Genomic DNA, 16,760 nt, shown 5'->3' with positions numbered 1-16,760 from the left:
CCAGAGCTTCCTAAATGAGTCAACAGCCAATTCTAAGAATTTATTCCTGTCCCTGTGGTCAAGGAATTCAACACTCGAAAAACAAAGGCAAAATCGCTATATGGAGGGCAACAAGGAGTGCCTATGGCCCGCATTGACCAGACCGATGATTGGCGGGAACGCCACGCACCGACGCTTACCACTTTCGAGCAGCTTGCGCTGGAGGCCTATGGCCACCTGCCGCAGGAATTCCGCCAGCTGACGACCGACCTTATCATCGAAGTTGCCGACTTCCCGAGCGACGACGTTTTCGAGGACATGGCGCTGGAAACGCCTTTCGACCTGCTCGGCCTCTTCGAAGGCCGCGGCATCAGCGAACGCTTCACCATGGAAACCGGCCAGTTTCCGAACCGCATCACCCTCTACCGCCGCCCGATCATCGACTATTGGGCGGAGAACGAGGAGACGCTGGGCGACATCATCACCCACGTGCTGATCCACGAGATCGGCCACCATTTCGGCCTCTCCGACGACGACATGGAACGGATCGAGGCCAGCGTCGAGCACGTCGGCGGCTGACACTTCATTTGCCTATCATCGCGCGGTGAGGGCAGCCCCTCATCCGCCTGCCGGCACCTTCTCCCCGCAGGCGGGGCGAAGGAAACTCGCGATACCGTTCGCATCCCAATCGGAGCACGACCGATTCCAGAAAGCAGGCCTCACACGCCGATTGTGAGCATCAACCGCGTCCCCTCGCCCCGCCTGCAGGGAGAGGGTTAGTCCTCGGGCTAAACCCGAGGAGAGGGGCAAACCTGCACGACGGCAAACAGCCTCGACTACTGCTCCGACAGCTTGATATCCGGGGTGTATTCCTTGCCCTCGACCTCCTTCACCACCGCCTGGCCGCACTGCATGTGCTGCGTGTCGGCATTGAAAGCATAGGTGGGCGAGCCATGCAGGCTCCAGCCCTGGTTTAGCGCCGCCGTCACCTTGTGGCAGAAGGAAGCGTCGTCAGGGCCGGTCAGGAAGCGGAAGAGTTTCAAGATCTTGTCTTTCGTTTTTCGATGAGGTCCGCCTTGGCGGCAAGTGTGACGGCCTGGTCCAGATGCAGCCGTTCGACCATCCGACCGCTGAGGTTGATGACGCCCTTGCCGGCGTTTTCGAGCAGCGCAAAGGCGGCGATGATCGCGCGCGCCTCGTCGACGGCGATCTGATCGACGCCGAAGCGCTCGTTCGCCGGGCCGATCTGCGCTGGATGGATCAGCATTTTGCCGTCATAGCCCATGTCGCGGCCCTGCCGGCATTCCTCGTCGAAGCCGGCACCATCGCGAAAATCGTTGAACACGGCGTCGATGACATCGAGCCCGCCGCCGCGCGCAGCAAGCAGGATCTGCATCAGCCAGGGGACGAGATAGGGCCGGCCCGGACGATCCGGAACGCCGGTCTCCTTGCGCAGGTCGTTGAGGCCGACGACGAAACAATCGAGCCTGCCACTGAAGGTACGGCCGGCCTCGGCGATTGCCGGCGCGTTGATCACCCCGCGTGGCGTCTCGATCATTGCCCAGAGGCGCAGCGTCTCCGGCGCATCGTTCTCGTCGAGCCAGTCGGCCGCCGCCTGGATATCCGCCGGGCTTTCGACCTTCGGCAACAGGATGGCGTCGGGATTGGCCGCAAGCGCCGCAGCAAGATCGCCCTGACCATAGTCGGAGCCGATCGCATTGATGCGAATGACAATCTCGCAATCCGGCCGGCTTTCCGTCAGATACTGCACCAGCGCCGCACGCGCTTCCACCTTGCGCTCGGGCGCTACCGCATCCTCGAGATCGAAGATCGCGACATCCGTCGCGAGTTCCGGGACCTTGGCAAGCGCGCGGGCATTGTCGGCCGGCACGCAAAGCACCGAGCGGCGCAGGCGTACAGGGTGATGTTCGCTCGATTTGTTCATGCTTCAGTTGTGCCCGCCTTTGCCGCGTTCCGCAAGACGAGGCGAACCGCCGCACCCCTTTCGAAAGCCCGCCTCTTGCAAGTCCGAAGGCGCGCCCCCACATCGCCATCAGAAAGGTGACGATTATGCAAAGCATTCGCTCTGTTCTCTTTACGGCCGCAGCCCTGACCATCACGTTCGCGGCCTTTGTGCTTACCGCCTCGCTGGCGCTGGCACTGGCCGGCATCGCCGCCGTCGTCGTGGTCGGCAGCGCCATTGCCACCCGGCTGAATTTCAGGCCTGCCCGCGCCACCGCGCGCCCCGCTGCCGCAGGTGCGGCCCAGGGCCAGCGCGAGATGCGCATCTGGAACGACGGCCGCGGCACGATCATCGACCTCTGATCCCCCTGGGTGTCGAAATCGATCCCCGGGCGTCGGAATCGATCCCCGGCGATCATTGCAATCGGGCCGATCCGTGATCGGCTCGAACCCTGTTGGCGGACTTCAAAAACCGTCATGCAGCCGGCTGCGATTTTTTTTCGACCCCATGTCGGATCGGAGATTCCATGTCCGTCCTTGAGGCAGGCCAGCACGGTCCTGGCTCTTCGAACAGGATGGAGAACGATATGGATACCCAGACGCAGCAGCCGGCACCGGTCCTCAACGGCCTTCTGCCCTATCTTCAGGTCGATGGCGCCGCCAAGGCGTCCGAATTCTACCAGAGCGCCTTCGGGGCCAAGGAAGTGGGCCGGCACCCGCTCGACGAGCAGGGCCGCACGATGCACATCCACCTCTATGTCAACGGCAGCTCGCTGATGCTCGCCGATGCCTATCCGGAATACGGCCATCCGCTGGAAAAGCCGCAGGCCTTCACCCTGACGCTCACCGTCGACGACATCGATGCCTGGTGGGACCGTGCGGTTGCCGCCGGCACCGAGGTCGTGATGCCGATCGAGGTGATGTTCTGGGGCGACCGCTACGGCCAGCTCCGCGATCCCTTCGGCGTTCTCTGGGCCATGAACAGCCCGGTGAAGGCAAGCTAAGTCCCTGCAGACAATCGAGATCCGGACGAAGCTCTCGCCGGGCGGGCATTTTCACCCGCCCGGCGAAGTGTATTTGAACAGATTTTCCTTCATTTCGGCGCAAAACTCATCTAAACGCTAGCGCAACATTCTTCTGAAATCGAAGGCCTGAAGTTATGGAAAAATTCGTCAAGCTCACCGGTGTCGCCGCCCCCCTCCCCGTCGTCAACATCGACACGGACATGATCATTCCGAAGGACTACCTGAAGACGATCAAGCGCACCGGCCTTGGCAAGGGCCTCTTCGCCGAAGCCCGCTACAATGAAGACGGCTCGGTCAACCCGGACTTCGTGCTCAACAAGCCGGCCTACCAGAACGCCAGCATTCTCGTTGCCGGCGATAACTTCGGCTGCGGCTCCTCGCGCGAGCATGCTCCGTGGGCGCTGCTCGACTTCGGCATCCGCTGCGTGATCTCCACGTCCTTTGCCGACATCTTCTACAACAACTGTTTCAAGAACGGCATCCTGCCGATCGTCGTCAGCCAGGCTGACCTCGACAAGCTGATGGACGACGCCTCGCGCGGCTCCAACGCCATCCTCTCGGTCGACCTGGAATCCCAGGAAATCACCGGTCCGGACGGCGGTTCGGTCAAGTTCGAGGTCGACGCCTTCAAGCGTCACTGCCTCTTGAACGGCCTCGACGACATCGGCCTGACGCTGGAAAAGGCAACCGCCATCGACAGCTTCGAAAAGACGGTCGGCGCCGCGCGCCCCTGGGCTTAAAACGAAGATATGGCGCGCAAGCTCATCTCCTCGGGCTCGCCCTTCGAAAAGACGGCAGGCTATTCGCGTACCGTCGCGATGGGTGACTGGTGCTTCGTCTCCGGAACGACCGGCTATGACTACGCCACCATGGCCATGCCCGAGACGGTGGAAGAGCAGGCGCGCAATTGCCTGAAGACGATCGAGGGCGCGCTGAAGGAAGCGGGCTTCTCGATGAAGGACGTGGTGCGCAACCACTATTACGTCACCGATGCCAGCTTCGCCGACCGGGTGTTCCCGATCTTCGGCGAAGTCTTCGGCGAGATCCGCCCGGCCGCAACGATGATCGTCTGCGACCTGATCCGCCCGGAAATGCTGATCGAGATCGAGGTCACCGCGCTTCGCGGCTGACCCCTTGATCGCGCCTACCCTCAAAACGATTCCGATTTAAGCCATTATGCGATAGTCCATAGGGCATGACTTCGCCTGACTTACGCTGAACCGGAAGACGCCCATGCAATTTCAAGGCACCGCCGACTATATCGCCGACAGGGACCTGATGATCGCCGTCAACGCCGCGATCCGGCTGGAGCGGCCGCTGCTGGTCAAGGGCGAGCCCGGCACCGGCAAGACCGAGCTTGCCCGCCAGATCGCCGCCGCCCTTGGCCTCGAACTCATCGAATGGAGCGTCAAGTCGACGACCAAGGCACAGCAAGGCCTCTATGAATATGACGCCGTGTCGCGGCTGCGCGACAGCCAGCTCGGCGACGAGCGTGTCAACGAGGTCCGGAACTATATCCGCAAGGGCAAGCTCTGGCAGGCCTTCGAGGCCGATCGCCGCGTGGTGCTTCTGATCGACGAGATAGACAAGGCCGACATCGAGTTTCCGAACGACCTGTTGCAGGAGCTCGACCGCATGGAATTCCATGTCTACGAGACCGGCGAGATGATCGGCGCGCGTCACCGGCCGATCGTCATCATCACCTCCAACAACGAGAAGGAGCTGCCGGACGCGTTTCTGCGCCGCTGCTTCTTCCACTATATCCGCTTCCCCGATGCAGACACGCTCGCCCGCATCGTCGAGGTGCATTATCCCGGCATCCGCAAGACGCTGCTTTCGGCGGCGCTCGCCGCCTTCTACGACATCCGCCAGGTGCCGGGCCTGAAGAAGAAGCCCTCCACGTCAGAGGCGCTCGACTGGATCCGCCTGCTCGTCGCCGACGAGGTCGATCCGGCCGACCTCAGGGCCGATGCCAAGACCATGCTGCCGAAGCTGCATGGTGCGCTCCTGAAGAACGAACAAGACGTGCACCTCTTCGAGCGCCTCGCCTTCATGGCCCGCCGCGACGGATGAGGCCGGACGCGCACAAGGTCCTGATCTACGCCACCTGGCAGGACCGCCTGCTGGTCTTCGACGAGCCGGATTTCCCAGACATCGAGCTGCAGGTGCCCGGCGGTACGATGGAACCAGGCGAAAGCCCGGAGACATCGGCTCAGCGGGAATTCATCGAGGAAACCGGGCTGACGCCGCCGGAAGCACTCACCCATCTCGTCACGCAGGACTACCACTACCCGAAGGACGGCAGGACGATCTGTCATCGGCGGCACTACTTCCACATCGCCCTTGCCGGCGAGCAACGGCAGACCTGGATACATCAGGAAATGACGCCCTTTGGCGGCGGTGACCCGATCCGCTTTCGTTTCTTTTGGCTCGGTATCGATCAGGCTGACCGCCGGCTGGGTTATGGCATGCGGGATGCTCTACGCCTGCTGCAGACCAGCCACTCTCCCTGACCCTCTCCCCGCAGGCGGGGAGAGGGGACGAGGACGACGGCTGCCCCCAAGCCGAGACGTGCCGACAGCGAACCCGGCTACCAAGATGGGCCGAACGGCCGCTGAGCTTAACTCGTGGAACGATCGGGTGCGGCAAGGCCACTTCTCCCCGCCAGCGGGGAGAAGTCGCAGCAGCGGGATGAGGGGCAGCCGCCCCCAACGCGAATCGTTTTTCTTGACCCCCGCGGCCCACTCGCGCTATCAAATTCTCCGTGGTGATTTGGCCGGCCGGCTTGCAGCCACGTTAAACAAGTCGCTAAAGGGCCGAGGAAAGTTGGATTTCCGAGGACCGGTCGCGATCAATCGCCGCCGGTTTTTTTGTATTGATCGAGTGGAAGCCCATGCCCATCAAGATTCCCGATACGCTGCCCGCCTTCGAAACCCTCGCGCATGAGGGCGTGCGGGTGATGACCGAGACCGTGGCGATCCGTCAGGATATCCGCCCGCTCCAGATCGGGCTCCTGAACCTCATGCCGAACAAGATCAAGACAGAGATCCAGATGGCGCGCCTGATCGGCGCTTCGCCGCTGCAGGTGGAACTGTCGCTGGTGCGCATCGGCGCGCACCGCGCCAAGAACACCTCGGAAGATCACCTGCTCTCCTTCTACGAGACCTGGGAAGAAGTGCAGGGCCGCAAGTTCGACGGTTTCATCATCACCGGCGCCCCGGTCGAGACGCTCGAATACGAAGACGTCACCTATTGGGACGAGCTGAAGCGCATCCTCGACTGGACCGAGACCAACGTGCATTCGACGCTCAACGTCTGCTGGGGCGCGATGGCGGCAATCTATCACTTCCACGACGTGCCGAAGTATCCGCTGAAGGAAAAAGCCTTCGGCGTCTATCGTCACCAGAACCTCAACCGCTCCTCCGTCTATCTCAACGGCTTCTCCGACGATTTCGCCGTCCCCGTTTCGCGCTGGACCGAAGTGCGCCGCGCCGACATCGACAAGGTGCCGAGCCTCGAAATCCTGATGGAATCGAAGGAGATGGGCGTCTGCCTCGTGCACGAGAAAAAGGGCAACCGGCTCTACATGTTCAACCACGTGGAGTATGATTCGACCTCGCTGTCGGACGAATACTTCCGCGACGTGGATGCGGGCGTGCCGATCAAGATGCCGCACGACTACTTCCCGCACAACGATTCGACCCTGCCGCCGCAGAACCGCTGGCGCAGCCATGCACATCTCTTCTTCGGCAACTGGATCAACGAGATGTACCAGACGACGCCCTACGATCTCGCGGAGATCGGCACCGGGAAAAGCTGAGGTCAGATGTTCATTCCCTTCTTCCTCGAACTCAAGGCAGCGAAGGTCCCGGTCACGCTCCGGGAATTCCTGTCCTTGATCGAGGGGATGGAGGCGGGCATCGCCACCTTCGACGTCGAAGCCTTCTACTATCTGGCGCGCACGGCACTGGTGAAGGACGAACGCCATATCGACCGCTTCGACCGGGTGTTCCAGCACTGCTTTTCGGGTCTCGAAGCAGTCAACCCGATGGAAGCGAGCGAAGAGGCCACCATCCCCGAGGATTGGCTGCGCAAGCTCGCAGAGAAGCATCTGAGCGAGGAAGAAAAACGCCTGATCGAGGCACTCGGCGGCTTCGACAAGCTGATGGAGACCTTGCGCCAGCGGCTGCAGGAGCAAAAGGGCCGCCATCAGGGCGGCTCAAAATGGATCGGTACCGCCGGCACCTCGCCCTTCGGCGCCTATGGCTACAATCCCGAGGGTGTGCGGATCGGCCAGGACCAGTCGCGCCACCGCCGCGCCGTCAAGGTTTGGGACCGGCGCGAGTTCAAGGATTATGACGACACGATCGAGCTCGGCACGCGCAACATCAAAGTGGCCCTGAAGCGGCTCCGGCGCTGGGTGCGCCAGGGTGCCGCCGACGAACTCGACCTCTCCGGCACGATCCGCGCCACCGCCGAACACGGCTATCTCGACGTGGTGACGAGGCCGGAACGCCGCAATGCGGTGAAGCTTCTGATGTTCTTCGATATCGGCGGATCGATGGACGATCATATCCGCATCGTCGAGGAGTTGTTTTCAGCGGCTCGCAACGAGTTCCGCCATATGGAGCATTTCTACTTCCACAATTGCGTCTACGAGGGCCTGTGGAAGGACAATCGCCGCCGCCGTGTCGACATTACCCGTACGACGGAAGTGCTGCGCACCTACGGCGGGGACTATCGCGCCATCTTCGTCGGCGACGCTTCGATGAGCCCCTATGAAGTCAGCCACCCCGGCGGCTCGGTCGAGCACTGGAACGACGAGGCGGGCGCCCTCTGGCTCTCTCGTCTGACGGCACATTTTCCGCGCTCCATCTGGCTCAATCCCGTGCCCGAACAGCACTGGGGCTATACCCAGTCGATCACGATGGTGAAGGGCCTGTTCGAGGGACGAATGTTCCCCTTGACGCTCGCCGGCCTGCAGGAGGCCACCAAGCAGCTGTCGCGCTGACATGTCTGCCGAGAGGTCGCTATAGCACCTTGAATAGCTGGATGTTTTGCTCTCAGGCCGGAGACGGCGCCAGGCCGCATTTAGTATGATTTTCTGGTTGCCGTGCCTTTGGAAATGACGCAGGTTGCTGCGATCGCACCGTTGCATGTTTCCCTGGATCCTAACCGAGCCAAGGACAAAACATGCAGCAATTCAAAAGTGTACGGCGACCTTTGTGCGTCTGGGGAGACGCGCAGCGCTGTAGTGGGAGCCAGCGGTGAATATGCATCAGAACACGGAAATCTTCGGCCACCTGCCATCCGGCGAGCCGGTCCATCGTGTGGTGCTCTCCGGTGGCGGCCTCACCGCCCATGTCTTGACCTGGGGCTCGGTGATCCAGGACCTGCGCCTGGAAGGCCATGAGCCGCCGCTTGTGCTCGGTTTCACCGATCTCGAAAGCTACCTCGCCCACTCGCCCTATCTCGGCGCCACGCCTGGACGCTGCGCCAATCGCATCGGCAACGGCCGCTTCACGCTCGATGGCGAGGCCTACCAGCTCGAACTGAACGAGAAGGGCGTCACGCACCTGCACGGCGGCAGCGACAATATCGGCAAGCGCAACTGGACGATCGTAAAGCAGACGCCCGACAGCATCACGCTCGCCATTACCGACCCGGATGGCCGCGCCGGTTATCCCGGCAATTGCAAGGTCACCTGCACCTACCAGCTGAAGCCCGGCGGCGTCTTGAGCGTCGTCTACGAGAGCGAGACCGACCGAGCGACGCTCGCCAATGTCTGCCAGCACAGCTATTTCAATCTCGACGGCAGCGCCGACGCCCTCGGCCACGACATCATGATCGCCGCCGACCACTATCTGCCCACCAGCGAACGCCAGGTGCCGACGGGCGAGATCCGCCCGGTCGAGGGCACTGCCTTCGATCTGCGGGAAATGACGCGGCTCAGCCGCCAGACCGAAGGCGAGCGCATCGCCTACGACCATAATTTCTGCCTTTCGAACGAACGCATGGCGAAACATTCGGTGGCGCTTGCTCGCAGCATCGATTCGGGTGTCACGATGGAAGTGCTGACGACCGAGCCCGGCGTGCAACTCTATACCGGCGCAAAGCTGAACATCCCCGTCCCCGGCCTCGAGGGCCGCCGCTACGGCGCCTTTGCCGGCTTCTGTCTCGAAACCCAGATCTGGCCGGATGCGGCCAACCACGCCGGCTTCCCGAACGCGGTACTTCGCCCCGGCGAGATCCGCCGGCAGGAGACGGACTATGTGTTCATGAAGAGCTGAGCGCGGAAACGGCGACCGGCTTTACCAACAAAGGCAAAATGCAAAAGGAGCCGTCTCGGCGGTCCGAACCACATGGTGCGGACGGCACTATCGGCGCATGGAATGCCTGACGGCAAATGCCGTTTCATTCCAGAAATGACTGTGAAATGAAGTGGTTGGGAGAAATTGGAGCGGGTGAGGCGATTCGAACGCCCGACCCCAACCTTGGCAAGGTTGTGCTCTACCCCTGAGCTACACCCGCTCATCATCCAAGGTCCGGGGGTAGTCGGTGGACCGTGGCGTCGGCGCTGTCTTGCGGCGACGGGCGGTATATGGCCTAAGCGATTTTGGAATGCAACAGGGAAATGACGAGAAATCGAATATTTTTTTGGACACCCTTCGCAAAGCCCGGAAATGCCGCGTTTTCGGCCGGCTTCGCCGCCTGTGAGATTGCGTCCTGACGGCCTTCTCCCCTAAAGCAGAGACGAAACGAACGCCCTGGGGATGAGAATCATGCGTGAATCACAGCCGAAAACCGCCGAAGACCTCTTCAATTTTCTCGATGGACTTGGAATCGAGCATAAGACGAAGAACCACGCTCCGGTTTTCACCGTGGCCGAATCGGTGGCGCTTCGTGACGAGATGCCCGGTGGCCACACGAAAAACCTCTTCGTGAAGGACAAGAAGGACAACTATTTCCTGCTCACTGTCGAGGAGCACGCGACGGTGGACCTGAAGACCGTGCACCAGGTGATCGGCGCGGCAAGCAAGGTATCCTTCGGCAAGCCGGAGAAGCTGATGGAGTATCTCGGCGTCATTCCGGGGGCCGTAACCGCCTTCGGTGCGATCAACGACACCGGGGGCAACGTCAAGGTCATCCTCGACGAGGCGCTGATGACGTTCGATATCGTCAACTGCCACCCGCTTTCCAACGACGCAACGACCTCGATCGCTTCGAAGGATCTGTTGCGCTTCATGGAAGCGACCGGACACGAACCGCTTGTCTTGAAAGTCACGGCCTGACATACGATCTTTGGCGCGAATGCAGTAAGCTGGCGGACGAGCCGGCGAGGAGAGAAGAATGACGGGCAGCGACAATCCCTATGCAGGGTCTTTCGGCACTCAGATGACGGCTTCGGCCTCCTTCGGCCAGCCGGCGCCGGCGGCCGCGTCGGGCGGTGACCTGATCAAGGAAACCACCACTGCCAACTTCACCAAGGACGTGCTCGAAGCCTCCAGGCAGCAGCCCGTTCTCGTCGATTTCTGGGCGCCCTGGTGCGGTCCCTGCAAGCAGCTGACCCCTGTCATCGAAAAGGTGGTCACGGAAGCCGCAGGCCGCGTCAAGCTCGTCAAGATGAACATCGACGATCATCCCTCGATCGCCGGCCAGCTCGGCATCCAGTCGATCCCGGCCGTCATCGCCTTCGTCGGCGGACGCCCGGTCGACGGCTTCATGGGCGCAGTTCCGGAAAGCCAGATCAAGCAGTTCATCGAAAAGATCGCCGGCCCCGCCGTTGACGACAGCAAGGCCGAGATCGAGGCGGTTCTCGCCGACGCCAAGGCGCTCATCGATGCCGGCGATGCTGAGAACGCCGCCGGCCTCTATGGCGCCGTGCTGCAGGCCGACCCGGAAAATGTCTTGGCGATCGCCGGCATGGTCGATTGCATGATTGCGCTCGGCCAGCTTGCCGAGGCCCGCGAGGCGCTGTCCAGCCTGCCGGAAGATCTTGCCAAGGACGCCGGCATTGCCGCCATCGGCAAGAAGCTCGACCAGATCGAGGAAGCCCGCAAGCTCGGCGATCCCAACGAGTTCGAACGGCGCCTCGCCGCAAACCCCGATGATCACGAGGCGCGCGTGCTGCTCGCCAAGATCCGCAACGTCGAGGGCGACCGGATGGCTGCGGCCGACCATCTGCTCACGATCATGAAGCGCGACCGGGCTTACGACGACGACGGCGCGCGGCGCGAGCTGCTTTCGTTCTTCGAGGTCTGGGGCCCGAAGGATCCGGCAACCATCGCCGCGCGGCGCAAGCTCTCGTCGATCCTGTTCTCCTGAGCCGTCAGACATGTTTTTGAAAGGGGCGCTATCTGCGCCCCTTTTCGTAAGCGGATCCGATCACGATCCATCTTCACCTGTGAAGATCGACGGGCTCGTCCCTTGAGATTTTCAAGCAGCGCACCATCTTTTGATCTGGTTGACCACGCTTCCTTGGCGGGGCAAAGCGAATACCGGCAGGGTCTATCGGAAATGCACGTCGGAAATGCACGCTATCTCGGTCCGAAGGACTTGCCGGAGATCATTCCGGTGTTTCCGCTGACCGGTGCATTGCTGCTTCCCGGCGCCCAGCTTCCCCTCAACATCTTCGAGCCGCGCTACCTCGCCATGCTCGATGACGCCCTTTCCGGCAACCGCCTGATCGGCATCGTACAGCCGTCCTTCTGCGAGGGTCGCAACGACACCGCCACCGGACCGATGCAGGCGCTCTGCGAGGTCGGCTGCATTGGTCGCATCACCTCCTTTGCCGAGACCGGCGACGGCCGCTACATCACCTCGCTCACAGGCGTCTGCCGCTACCGGCTGTTTTCGGAAGTCGGCGGTACGCGTGGCTACCGTCGCTTCCGCATCGGCCCCTTTGCGGCAGATCTCGAAAACCGCGACGACGAGACCCTCGTCGACCGGGCAGCGCTTCTGGCCGCCTTCAAGGCCTATCTCGAAGCCAACAAGCTGAAAGCCGACTGGGAAAGCGTCGAGCGGGCGAGCAACCGCACGCTCGTGAACTCCATGGCGATGATGTCGCCCTATGGCCCGGCGGAGAAACAGGCGCTGCTCGAGGCCCCCGATCTCAAGACCCGCGCCGAAACCCTGATCGCCATCACCGAAATCGTTCTTGCGCGCGACTTCGGCGATATGGACAGCATTTTGCAGTGAGCAACGGATAGATGGATATCAACGCCAGCAAGGTCGATCCGAAACTGCTCGAACTGCTCGTCTGCCCGCTGACCAAGGGACGCCTCAGCTATCACGCCGAAGCCAATGAACTGATCTCGGAAAAGGCGCGCCTCGCCTATCCCATCCGCGACGGCGTGCCGATCATGCTGATCTCGGAAGCACGCAAGATCGAGGATTGAGGGCCGCGTCGGCCCGTTACCCGTAGAGTTCTCGACTGCCCCTCATCCGGCCTGCCGGCCACCTTCTCCCCGCAAACACAGCGAGGCGTCCCCTCTCCCATCCTGCGGGGAGAGGGTTAGTCCTCGGGTTTAACCCGAGGAGAGGGGCAACCCCAGCCGTAAAGCCTCAGATCGGCTGACCCGACAACAACCGCGGATCGGTCTCCCCGGCAATACCGGCCGCCTGGCGGATAAAGAAGCTCTTGAGAGACGGCAGCCGGTCGACGAGGCCCAGGCCGAAATCCCGGGCGATCCGGACCGGGGTGATGTCGTTGGAAAACAGCCGGTTGAGCACGTCGGTCGTAACACCCATGCGGAACGTGTCGAAACGCCGCCAGCTCTGGTAGCGCTCAAGCACCGCGAGCGAACCGATGTCGAGCCCGAGACGATCCGCCTCGACGATGGTTTCGGCAAGTGCTGCCACATCCTTGAAGCCGAGATTGAGCCCTTGCCCCGAGATCGGGTGAATGCCATGGGCGGCGTCACCGGCAAGCGCGAAGCGTGGTTTGACGAAATCGCGGGCAATCGTCAGGCCGAGCGGAAAGGCCCGCCGTCCGCCGACCACCTTCAGGTGACCAAGCTTGTGGCCGAAGCGGCGCTCCAGTTCTTCCTCGAACAGGAAATCGTCGCCCTTGACCAGGCGTTCGGCGTCCTCGGTGCGCTCGGTCCAGACCAGTGACGAGCGATTGTTCTTGAGCGGCAGGGTGGCGAAAGGCCCGGCCGGCAGGAAATGCTCCTCCGCCGTGCCCTCGTGCGGCCGCTCGTGCTCGACGGTGGTGACGATGCCGGACTGGCCATAGTCGAATTCGACGGTCTTGATGCCGGCGGCATCGCGCAGCTTGGAGCGCACGCCGTCACAGGCAACAAGCAACCGTGCTTCGAGTTCCTCGCCACCGGCGAGCGTCACGGCGACCGCGTGGTCGCCGCTCTTGAAGCTCTCGACCATGGTCGACTGGCGATTGACCACGCCGAGCGCCGCGCAGGCACCGCGCAGTGCGCCGACCATCGCCGTGTTAGGCACCATATGGGCAAACGGACGACCCTCGCCGCCGTCACCGTCGAAGGTCAGGAACACAGGCCGCACCGGATCGGCCGCCTTCGAATCGGTAATCACCATGCGGCGGATCGGCTCGGCCTCCGGCGCGATCTCATCCCAGACGCCAAGCACGTCGAGCATGCGCTCGGCCGCGGACGCAACGGCGGAAGCGCGCTGGTCCTTCTTCCAGGCGCCTTCCGGCGCGCCGTCGATCACCATCACGTCGAGATGAGGCGCCGCCTTCTTCAGCGAAACCGCGAGCGAAAGGCCGACATAGCCGCCACCGGCAATCAAGACATCGAGCATCGGCTTTCTCCGTCGCACTTGAGCATCGTTTTATGTCTATATAGATCAATGCCATCGACGTTCCTACCATCGGAGAAAGCCGAAATGTCGCGCCCCACCGAGACCGCCACCCCCATGGATGCGCTGCTGGCCATTCTCGATCTCGAAAAGCTCGAGGAAAACCTGTTCCGCGGCCGTAGCCCGCAGGTCGGCTGGCAGCGTGTCTTCGGCGGCCAGGTGATCGGCCAAGCGCTGGTCGCCGCGCAGCGAACCGTTGATGAGGGGCGTTACGTGCATTCGCTGCACGCCTATTTCATGCGGCCGGGCGATCCTTCCGTACCTATCATCTACGAGGTAGATCGCATCCGCGACGGTTCGAGCTTCGCCACCAGGCGGGTGGTCGCCATCCAGCATGGCAAGGCGATCTTCTCCATGTCCGCCTCGTTCCAGTACGACGAGGACGGTTTCGACCACCAGATCGACATGCCTGATCTCGCCATGCCCGAGACGCTTCCGGGCGAACAGGAGCTGAAGGAAAAGTTTCTCGTCCACGCGCCCGAAGCAATCCGGCGCTATTGGGAAAGGCCGCGGCCGATCGAGATCCGGCCGGCGTCGCTGCAGCACTATTTTACCCGCAACGACGGCAAGCCGATCCAGGATGTCTGGGTCAAGGCCGTCGGCACGGTTCCGGACGAGCGCCATATCCAGGCAGCGATCCTTGCCTATCTCTCCGACATGACCCTGCTCGACACCTCGCTCTATGCGCACGGCACTTCGGTCTTCGACCGGAACCTGCAGGTGGCGAGCCTGGATCACGCCATGTGGTTCCACCGCCCCTGCAAGATGGACGACTGGCTGCTCTATACCCAGGACAGTCCGAGTGCGCATGGTGCCCGCGGGATGACCAGAGGCAGCCTTTTTACGCGTTCCGGTGTGCTGATCGCCTCCGTCGCCCAGGAAGGGCTGATCCGGAAAAAGGCATCTGAATAGGAAATAAGCAGAATCTTCGTTCTGCCTATTTTTTAATCTTCTAAAGTGACGATTTTTTGATGCGCCGCAGCAATCGTGCTGCGGCTTTCTTTTTTTCTATTTGTTTTCATTACCTTAAGTCGAGCGTCAGAATCTGGCACGCCCCTTGAATGTCGTGGTTCGGTTGCACGGCGCTCTGGCGCTCCGCAGCAAGGAGAGACGGCCTCCGCCGGAGGCGAACAAGGATGAAACCAGATGAAAATTGTGATGGCCATTATCAAGCCGTTCAAGCTCGATGAGGTTCGCGAAGCCCTCACTGCTGTCGGCATCCAGGGCCTGACCGTGACCGAAGTCAAAGGCTACGGCCGCCAGAAGGGACATACCGAAATCTACCGCGGTACCGAATATGCCGTGAGCTTCCTGCCGAAACTGAAGGTCGAGATCGCCGTTCCTTCAGAACTCGTCGACAAGGCCGTTGAAGCGATCGCCGCAGCCGCCAAGACCGGCCAGATCGGCGACGGAAAGATCTTCGTCTACGCCATTGACCATGCGGTGCGCATCCGCACCGGCGAAACCGATTCAGAAGCGTTGTAAACCACGCCGTTCAGGGAGCACTACCTCGATGTCATCACTTAAGCTTTCCACCTCTCTTGGACGCCTGGGCGCAATGACCGCCGCCCTGCTTGCGCCGGCCGTGGCCTTCGCGCAGGAAGCGGCACCGGCGGCGGCCGCAGCCGTACCGGTGCCGGACAAGGCCGATACCGCCTTCATGTTCATCTCGACGCTTCTCGTCTTCTTCATGCTGATCCCGGGCCTCGCGCTGTTCTACGGCGGCCTGGTGCGCGCCAAGAACATGCTGTCGGTGCTGATGCAGTGCACCGTGATCGGCGCAACGATGATGATCGTCTGGGTCGTCTACGGTTACTCCTTCGCCTTCGGCGGCTCGACCAGCCCCTATTTCGGCGGCTTCGCCAAGATGTTCCTCGCCGGCGTCACCACTGAGAGCACGTCGGCCACCTTCTCGGAAGGCGTCGTCATTCCGGAATACATCTTCATGCTGTTCCAGATGACCTTCGCGGCACTGACCCCGGCGCTGATCGTCGGCGCCTTTGCCGAGCGCATCAAGTTCTCCGCAGCCGTGCTCTTCTCGGTACTCTGGGCGACCTTCGTCTACTTCCCGATAGCCCACATGGTCTGGGACGGCAACGGCCTGCTCTTCGGCATGGGCGCGCTTGACTTCGCCGGCGGCACCGTCGTTCACATCAATGCCGGCGTGGCTGGCCTGATCGGCGCGATCATGGTCGGCAAGCGCACCGGCTACGGCCGCGACATGATGGCACCGCACTCCATGACGCTGACGCTGGTTGGCGCTGCCATGCTCTGGTTCGGCTGGTTCGGCTTCAACGCCGGCTCAAACCTCGAAGCCTCGGGCGGCGCCATGCTCGCGACCGTCAACACCTTCCTTGCAACCGCAGCCGCCATTCTCTCCTGGTCGGCCGTCGAAACCTTCACCCGCGGCAAGGCCTCGATGCTGGGCGCCGCCTCGGGCATGATCGCCGGTCTCGTCGCCATCACGCCCGCCGCCGGCATTGCCGGCCCGATGGGCGCGATCGTCATGGGCGTGCTCGTCTCGCCGCTCTGCTACTTCTTCGTCTCTGTCGTGAAGAACAAGTTCCACTATGACGACACGGCAGACGTCTTCGGCGTCCACGGCGTCGGCGGCTTCTTCGGTGCGCTTGCCACCGGCATCTTCGCCTCCTCGTCGCTCGGCGGCATCGGTTATGCCGACGGCGTCACCATGGGCGGCCAGTTCATGACCCAGCTGACCGCGGTTGCCATCACCATCGTCTGGTGCGGCGTCGTCTCCGTCATCCTCTACAAGCTGGTGGACTCGATCGTCGGCCTGCGCGTCTCCGTCGAAGCCGAACGCGAGGGCCTCGACCTCTCGTCGCACGGTGAAGCCGCCTACCACAGCTAAGCGGATCGCGGCGCCGGCAATCCGGCGCCGCCTACAGTCCCGTCGCGATCCGCCCCACGCGGATCGCCCTTGGCCCGGATCGGAAGCTC

The 16,760-nt window shown here is 62.2% G+C and carries 20 protein-coding genes, 1 tRNA gene and 1 riboswitch; of the genes, 17 read left to right on the top strand and 4 right to left on the bottom strand.

What is annotated here, in order from left to right; translation table 11 throughout:
* Positions 1 to 123: 123 nt before the first annotated feature.
* Positions 124 to 558, top strand: a complete 435-nt coding sequence (locus tag IB263_RS17650) for a metallopeptidase family protein (RefSeq protein WP_034802708.1) — start codon at positions 124 to 126, stop codon at positions 556 to 558.
* A 257-nt stretch (positions 559 to 815) separates the two neighbouring features.
* On the opposite strand, the gene IB263_RS17645 is transcribed toward IB263_RS17650, so the two are convergent.
* Positions 816 to 1,022, bottom strand: a complete 207-nt coding sequence (locus IB263_RS17645) for a DUF1737 domain-containing protein (RefSeq protein ID WP_034802710.1) — start codon at positions 1,020 to 1,022, stop codon at positions 816 to 818.
* Positions 1,019 to 1,924 (bottom strand): CoA ester lyase, encoded by a 906-nt coding sequence (locus tag IB263_RS17640; protein ID WP_112976147.1) that lies wholly within the window; start codon positions 1,922 to 1,924, stop codon positions 1,019 to 1,021. The genes IB263_RS17645 and IB263_RS17640 overlap by 4 nt, the downstream gene beginning before the upstream one ends.
* A 125-nt stretch (positions 1,925 to 2,049) precedes the next feature.
* Here IB263_RS17640 and IB263_RS17635 point away from each other — a divergent pair, with 125 nt between their 5' ends.
* From IB263_RS17635 to IB263_RS17595, 9 genes are all read left to right on the top strand, one after another.
* Complete coding sequence (locus IB263_RS17635) at positions 2,050 to 2,304, top strand: hypothetical protein (RefSeq protein WP_060521435.1); 255 nt, start codon at positions 2,050 to 2,052, stop codon at positions 2,302 to 2,304.
* A gap of 224 nt (positions 2,305 to 2,528) precedes the next feature.
* Complete coding sequence (locus IB263_RS17630) at positions 2,529 to 2,945, top strand: glyoxalase/bleomycin resistance/extradiol dioxygenase family protein (RefSeq protein ID WP_060586520.1); 417 nt, start codon at positions 2,529 to 2,531, stop codon at positions 2,943 to 2,945.
* A gap of 155 nt (positions 2,946 to 3,100) precedes the next feature.
* On the top strand, positions 3,101 to 3,706 hold the full coding sequence (leuD, locus tag IB263_RS17625; protein WP_034802725.1) for a 3-isopropylmalate dehydratase small subunit: 606 nt from the start codon (positions 3,101 to 3,103) through the stop codon (positions 3,704 to 3,706).
* Positions 3,707 to 3,715: 9 nt separating this feature from the next.
* Positions 3,716 to 4,096, top strand: a complete 381-nt coding sequence (locus tag IB263_RS17620) for a RidA family protein (protein WP_192438773.1) — start codon at positions 3,716 to 3,718, stop codon at positions 4,094 to 4,096.
* A gap of 103 nt (positions 4,097 to 4,199) precedes the next feature.
* Entirely contained in the window at positions 4,200 to 5,039 is an 840-nt protein-coding gene (locus IB263_RS17615; RefSeq protein ID WP_192438772.1) for a MoxR family ATPase, read from the top strand.
* Positions 5,036 to 5,479, top strand: coding sequence for an NUDIX domain-containing protein (locus IB263_RS17610; RefSeq protein ID WP_034802734.1), 444 nt, complete (start codon positions 5,036 to 5,038; stop codon positions 5,477 to 5,479). The genes IB263_RS17615 and IB263_RS17610 overlap by 4 nt, the downstream gene beginning before the upstream one ends.
* A gap of 241 nt (positions 5,480 to 5,720) precedes the next feature.
* Positions 5,721 to 5,798, top strand: a riboswitch (SAM riboswitch).
* Between the two features lie 61 nt (positions 5,799 to 5,859).
* Positions 5,860 to 6,786, top strand: a complete 927-nt coding sequence (gene metA / locus IB263_RS17605) for a homoserine O-succinyltransferase (RefSeq protein ID WP_034802737.1) — start codon at positions 5,860 to 5,862, stop codon at positions 6,784 to 6,786.
* 6 nt (positions 6,787 to 6,792) lie between these two features.
* Positions 6,793 to 7,977, top strand: coding sequence for a VWA domain-containing protein (locus IB263_RS17600; protein WP_192438771.1), 1,185 nt, complete (start codon positions 6,793 to 6,795; stop codon positions 7,975 to 7,977).
* 262 nt (positions 7,978 to 8,239) lie between these two features.
* Positions 8,240 to 9,256 (top strand): aldose epimerase family protein, encoded by a 1,017-nt coding sequence (locus IB263_RS17595; RefSeq protein ID WP_113553585.1) that lies wholly within the window; start codon positions 8,240 to 8,242, stop codon positions 9,254 to 9,256.
* A gap of 166 nt (positions 9,257 to 9,422) precedes the next feature.
* Here IB263_RS17595 and IB263_RS17590 read toward each other — a convergent pair.
* Positions 9,423 to 9,497, bottom strand: a tRNA-Gly gene (locus tag IB263_RS17590).
* Between the two features lie 251 nt (positions 9,498 to 9,748).
* On the opposite strand from IB263_RS17590, the gene IB263_RS17585 reads away from it, so the two are divergent.
* The 4 genes from IB263_RS17585 (at position 9,749) to IB263_RS17570 (ending at position 12,364) form a co-directional block, all read left to right on the top strand.
* A complete protein-coding gene (locus IB263_RS17585; RefSeq protein WP_082566535.1) occupies positions 9,749 to 10,258 on the top strand; it encodes a prolyl-tRNA synthetase associated domain-containing protein in 510 nt (169 codons plus the stop codon).
* Positions 10,259 to 10,316: 58 nt separating this feature from the next.
* A complete protein-coding gene (gene trxA, locus IB263_RS17580) occupies positions 10,317 to 11,291 on the top strand; it encodes a thioredoxin (protein ID WP_034802750.1) in 975 nt (324 codons plus the stop codon).
* Positions 11,292 to 11,483: 192 nt separating this feature from the next.
* Positions 11,484 to 12,164: an LON peptidase substrate-binding domain-containing protein gene (locus IB263_RS17575; RefSeq protein ID WP_034802753.1), complete on the top strand. Its 681-nt coding sequence runs from the start codon at positions 11,484 to 11,486 to the stop codon at positions 12,162 to 12,164.
* 11 nt (positions 12,165 to 12,175) lie between these two features.
* Complete coding sequence (locus tag IB263_RS17570; protein ID WP_034802755.1) at positions 12,176 to 12,364, top strand: Trm112 family protein; 189 nt, start codon at positions 12,176 to 12,178, stop codon at positions 12,362 to 12,364.
* 166 nt (positions 12,365 to 12,530) lie between these two features.
* On the opposite strand, the gene IB263_RS17565 is transcribed toward IB263_RS17570, so the two are convergent.
* Entirely contained in the window at positions 12,531 to 13,745 is a 1,215-nt protein-coding gene (locus IB263_RS17565) for a ubiquinone biosynthesis hydroxylase (RefSeq protein ID WP_112976151.1), read from the bottom strand.
* Between the two features lie 84 nt (positions 13,746 to 13,829).
* Here IB263_RS17565 and tesB point away from each other — a divergent pair, with 84 nt between their 5' ends.
* The 3 genes from tesB (at position 13,830) to IB263_RS17550 (ending at position 16,671) form a co-directional block, all read left to right on the top strand.
* Positions 13,830 to 14,714 carry an acyl-CoA thioesterase II gene (gene tesB / locus IB263_RS17560; RefSeq protein WP_034802762.1) on the top strand — a complete coding sequence of 295 codons (885 nt, stop codon included), beginning with the start codon at positions 13,830 to 13,832 and terminating at the stop codon, positions 14,712 to 14,714.
* 234 nt (positions 14,715 to 14,948) lie between these two features.
* On the top strand, positions 14,949 to 15,287 hold the full coding sequence (locus tag IB263_RS17555) for a P-II family nitrogen regulator (RefSeq protein WP_034802765.1): 339 nt from the start codon (positions 14,949 to 14,951) through the stop codon (positions 15,285 to 15,287).
* A 28-nt stretch (positions 15,288 to 15,315) separates the two neighbouring features.
* Positions 15,316 to 16,671 (top strand): ammonium transporter, encoded by a 1,356-nt coding sequence (locus IB263_RS17550; protein WP_034802768.1) that lies wholly within the window; start codon positions 15,316 to 15,318, stop codon positions 16,669 to 16,671.
* Positions 16,672 to 16,760: the final 89 nt, after the last annotated feature.

This window comes from Ensifer sp. ENS03 (assembly GCF_014852035.1).
Lineage (GTDB): Bacteria > Pseudomonadota > Alphaproteobacteria > Rhizobiales > Rhizobiaceae > Ensifer > Ensifer adhaerens.
This window is presented reverse-complemented; position numbering and strand designations above follow the sequence as displayed.

What these genes read in the sequence shown, in the direction of transcription:
- IB263_RS17650 (WP_034802708.1), top strand. Translation starts at nt 124, where the DNA reads ATGGCCCGCATTGACCAGACCGATGATTGGCGGGAACGCCACGCACCG.
- IB263_RS17640 (WP_112976147.1), bottom strand. Translation starts at nt 1,924, where the DNA reads ATGAACAAATCGAGCGAACATCACCCTGTACGCCTGCGCCGCTCGGTG.
- IB263_RS17635 (WP_060521435.1), top strand. Translation starts at nt 2,050, where the DNA reads ATGCAAAGCATTCGCTCTGTTCTCTTTACGGCCGCAGCCCTGACCATC.
- IB263_RS17630 (WP_060586520.1), top strand. Translation starts at nt 2,529, where the DNA reads ATGGATACCCAGACGCAGCAGCCGGCACCGGTCCTCAACGGCCTTCTG.
- leuD (WP_034802725.1), top strand. Translation starts at nt 3,101, where the DNA reads ATGGAAAAATTCGTCAAGCTCACCGGTGTCGCCGCCCCCCTCCCCGTC.
- IB263_RS17620 (WP_192438773.1), top strand. Translation starts at nt 3,716, where the DNA reads ATGGCGCGCAAGCTCATCTCCTCGGGCTCGCCCTTCGAAAAGACGGCA.
- IB263_RS17615 (WP_192438772.1), top strand. Translation starts at nt 4,200, where the DNA reads ATGCAATTTCAAGGCACCGCCGACTATATCGCCGACAGGGACCTGATG.
- IB263_RS17610 (WP_034802734.1), top strand. Translation starts at nt 5,036, where the DNA reads ATGAGGCCGGACGCGCACAAGGTCCTGATCTACGCCACCTGGCAGGAC.
- metA (WP_034802737.1), top strand. Translation starts at nt 5,860, where the DNA reads ATGCCCATCAAGATTCCCGATACGCTGCCCGCCTTCGAAACCCTCGCG.
- IB263_RS17600 (WP_192438771.1), top strand. Translation starts at nt 6,793, where the DNA reads ATGTTCATTCCCTTCTTCCTCGAACTCAAGGCAGCGAAGGTCCCGGTC.
- IB263_RS17595 (WP_113553585.1), top strand. Translation starts at nt 8,240, where the DNA reads ATGCATCAGAACACGGAAATCTTCGGCCACCTGCCATCCGGCGAGCCG.
- IB263_RS17585 (WP_082566535.1), top strand. Translation starts at nt 9,749, where the DNA reads ATGCGTGAATCACAGCCGAAAACCGCCGAAGACCTCTTCAATTTTCTC.
- trxA (WP_034802750.1), top strand. Translation starts at nt 10,317, where the DNA reads ATGACGGGCAGCGACAATCCCTATGCAGGGTCTTTCGGCACTCAGATG.
- IB263_RS17575 (WP_034802753.1), top strand. Translation starts at nt 11,484, where the DNA reads ATGCACGTCGGAAATGCACGCTATCTCGGTCCGAAGGACTTGCCGGAG.
- IB263_RS17570 (WP_034802755.1), top strand. Translation starts at nt 12,176, where the DNA reads ATGGATATCAACGCCAGCAAGGTCGATCCGAAACTGCTCGAACTGCTC.
- IB263_RS17565 (WP_112976151.1), bottom strand. Translation starts at nt 13,745, where the DNA reads ATGCTCGATGTCTTGATTGCCGGTGGCGGCTATGTCGGCCTTTCGCTC.
- tesB (WP_034802762.1), top strand. Translation starts at nt 13,830, where the DNA reads ATGTCGCGCCCCACCGAGACCGCCACCCCCATGGATGCGCTGCTGGCC.
- IB263_RS17555 (WP_034802765.1), top strand. Translation starts at nt 14,949, where the DNA reads ATGAAAATTGTGATGGCCATTATCAAGCCGTTCAAGCTCGATGAGGTT.
- IB263_RS17550 (WP_034802768.1), top strand. Translation starts at nt 15,316, where the DNA reads ATGTCATCACTTAAGCTTTCCACCTCTCTTGGACGCCTGGGCGCAATG.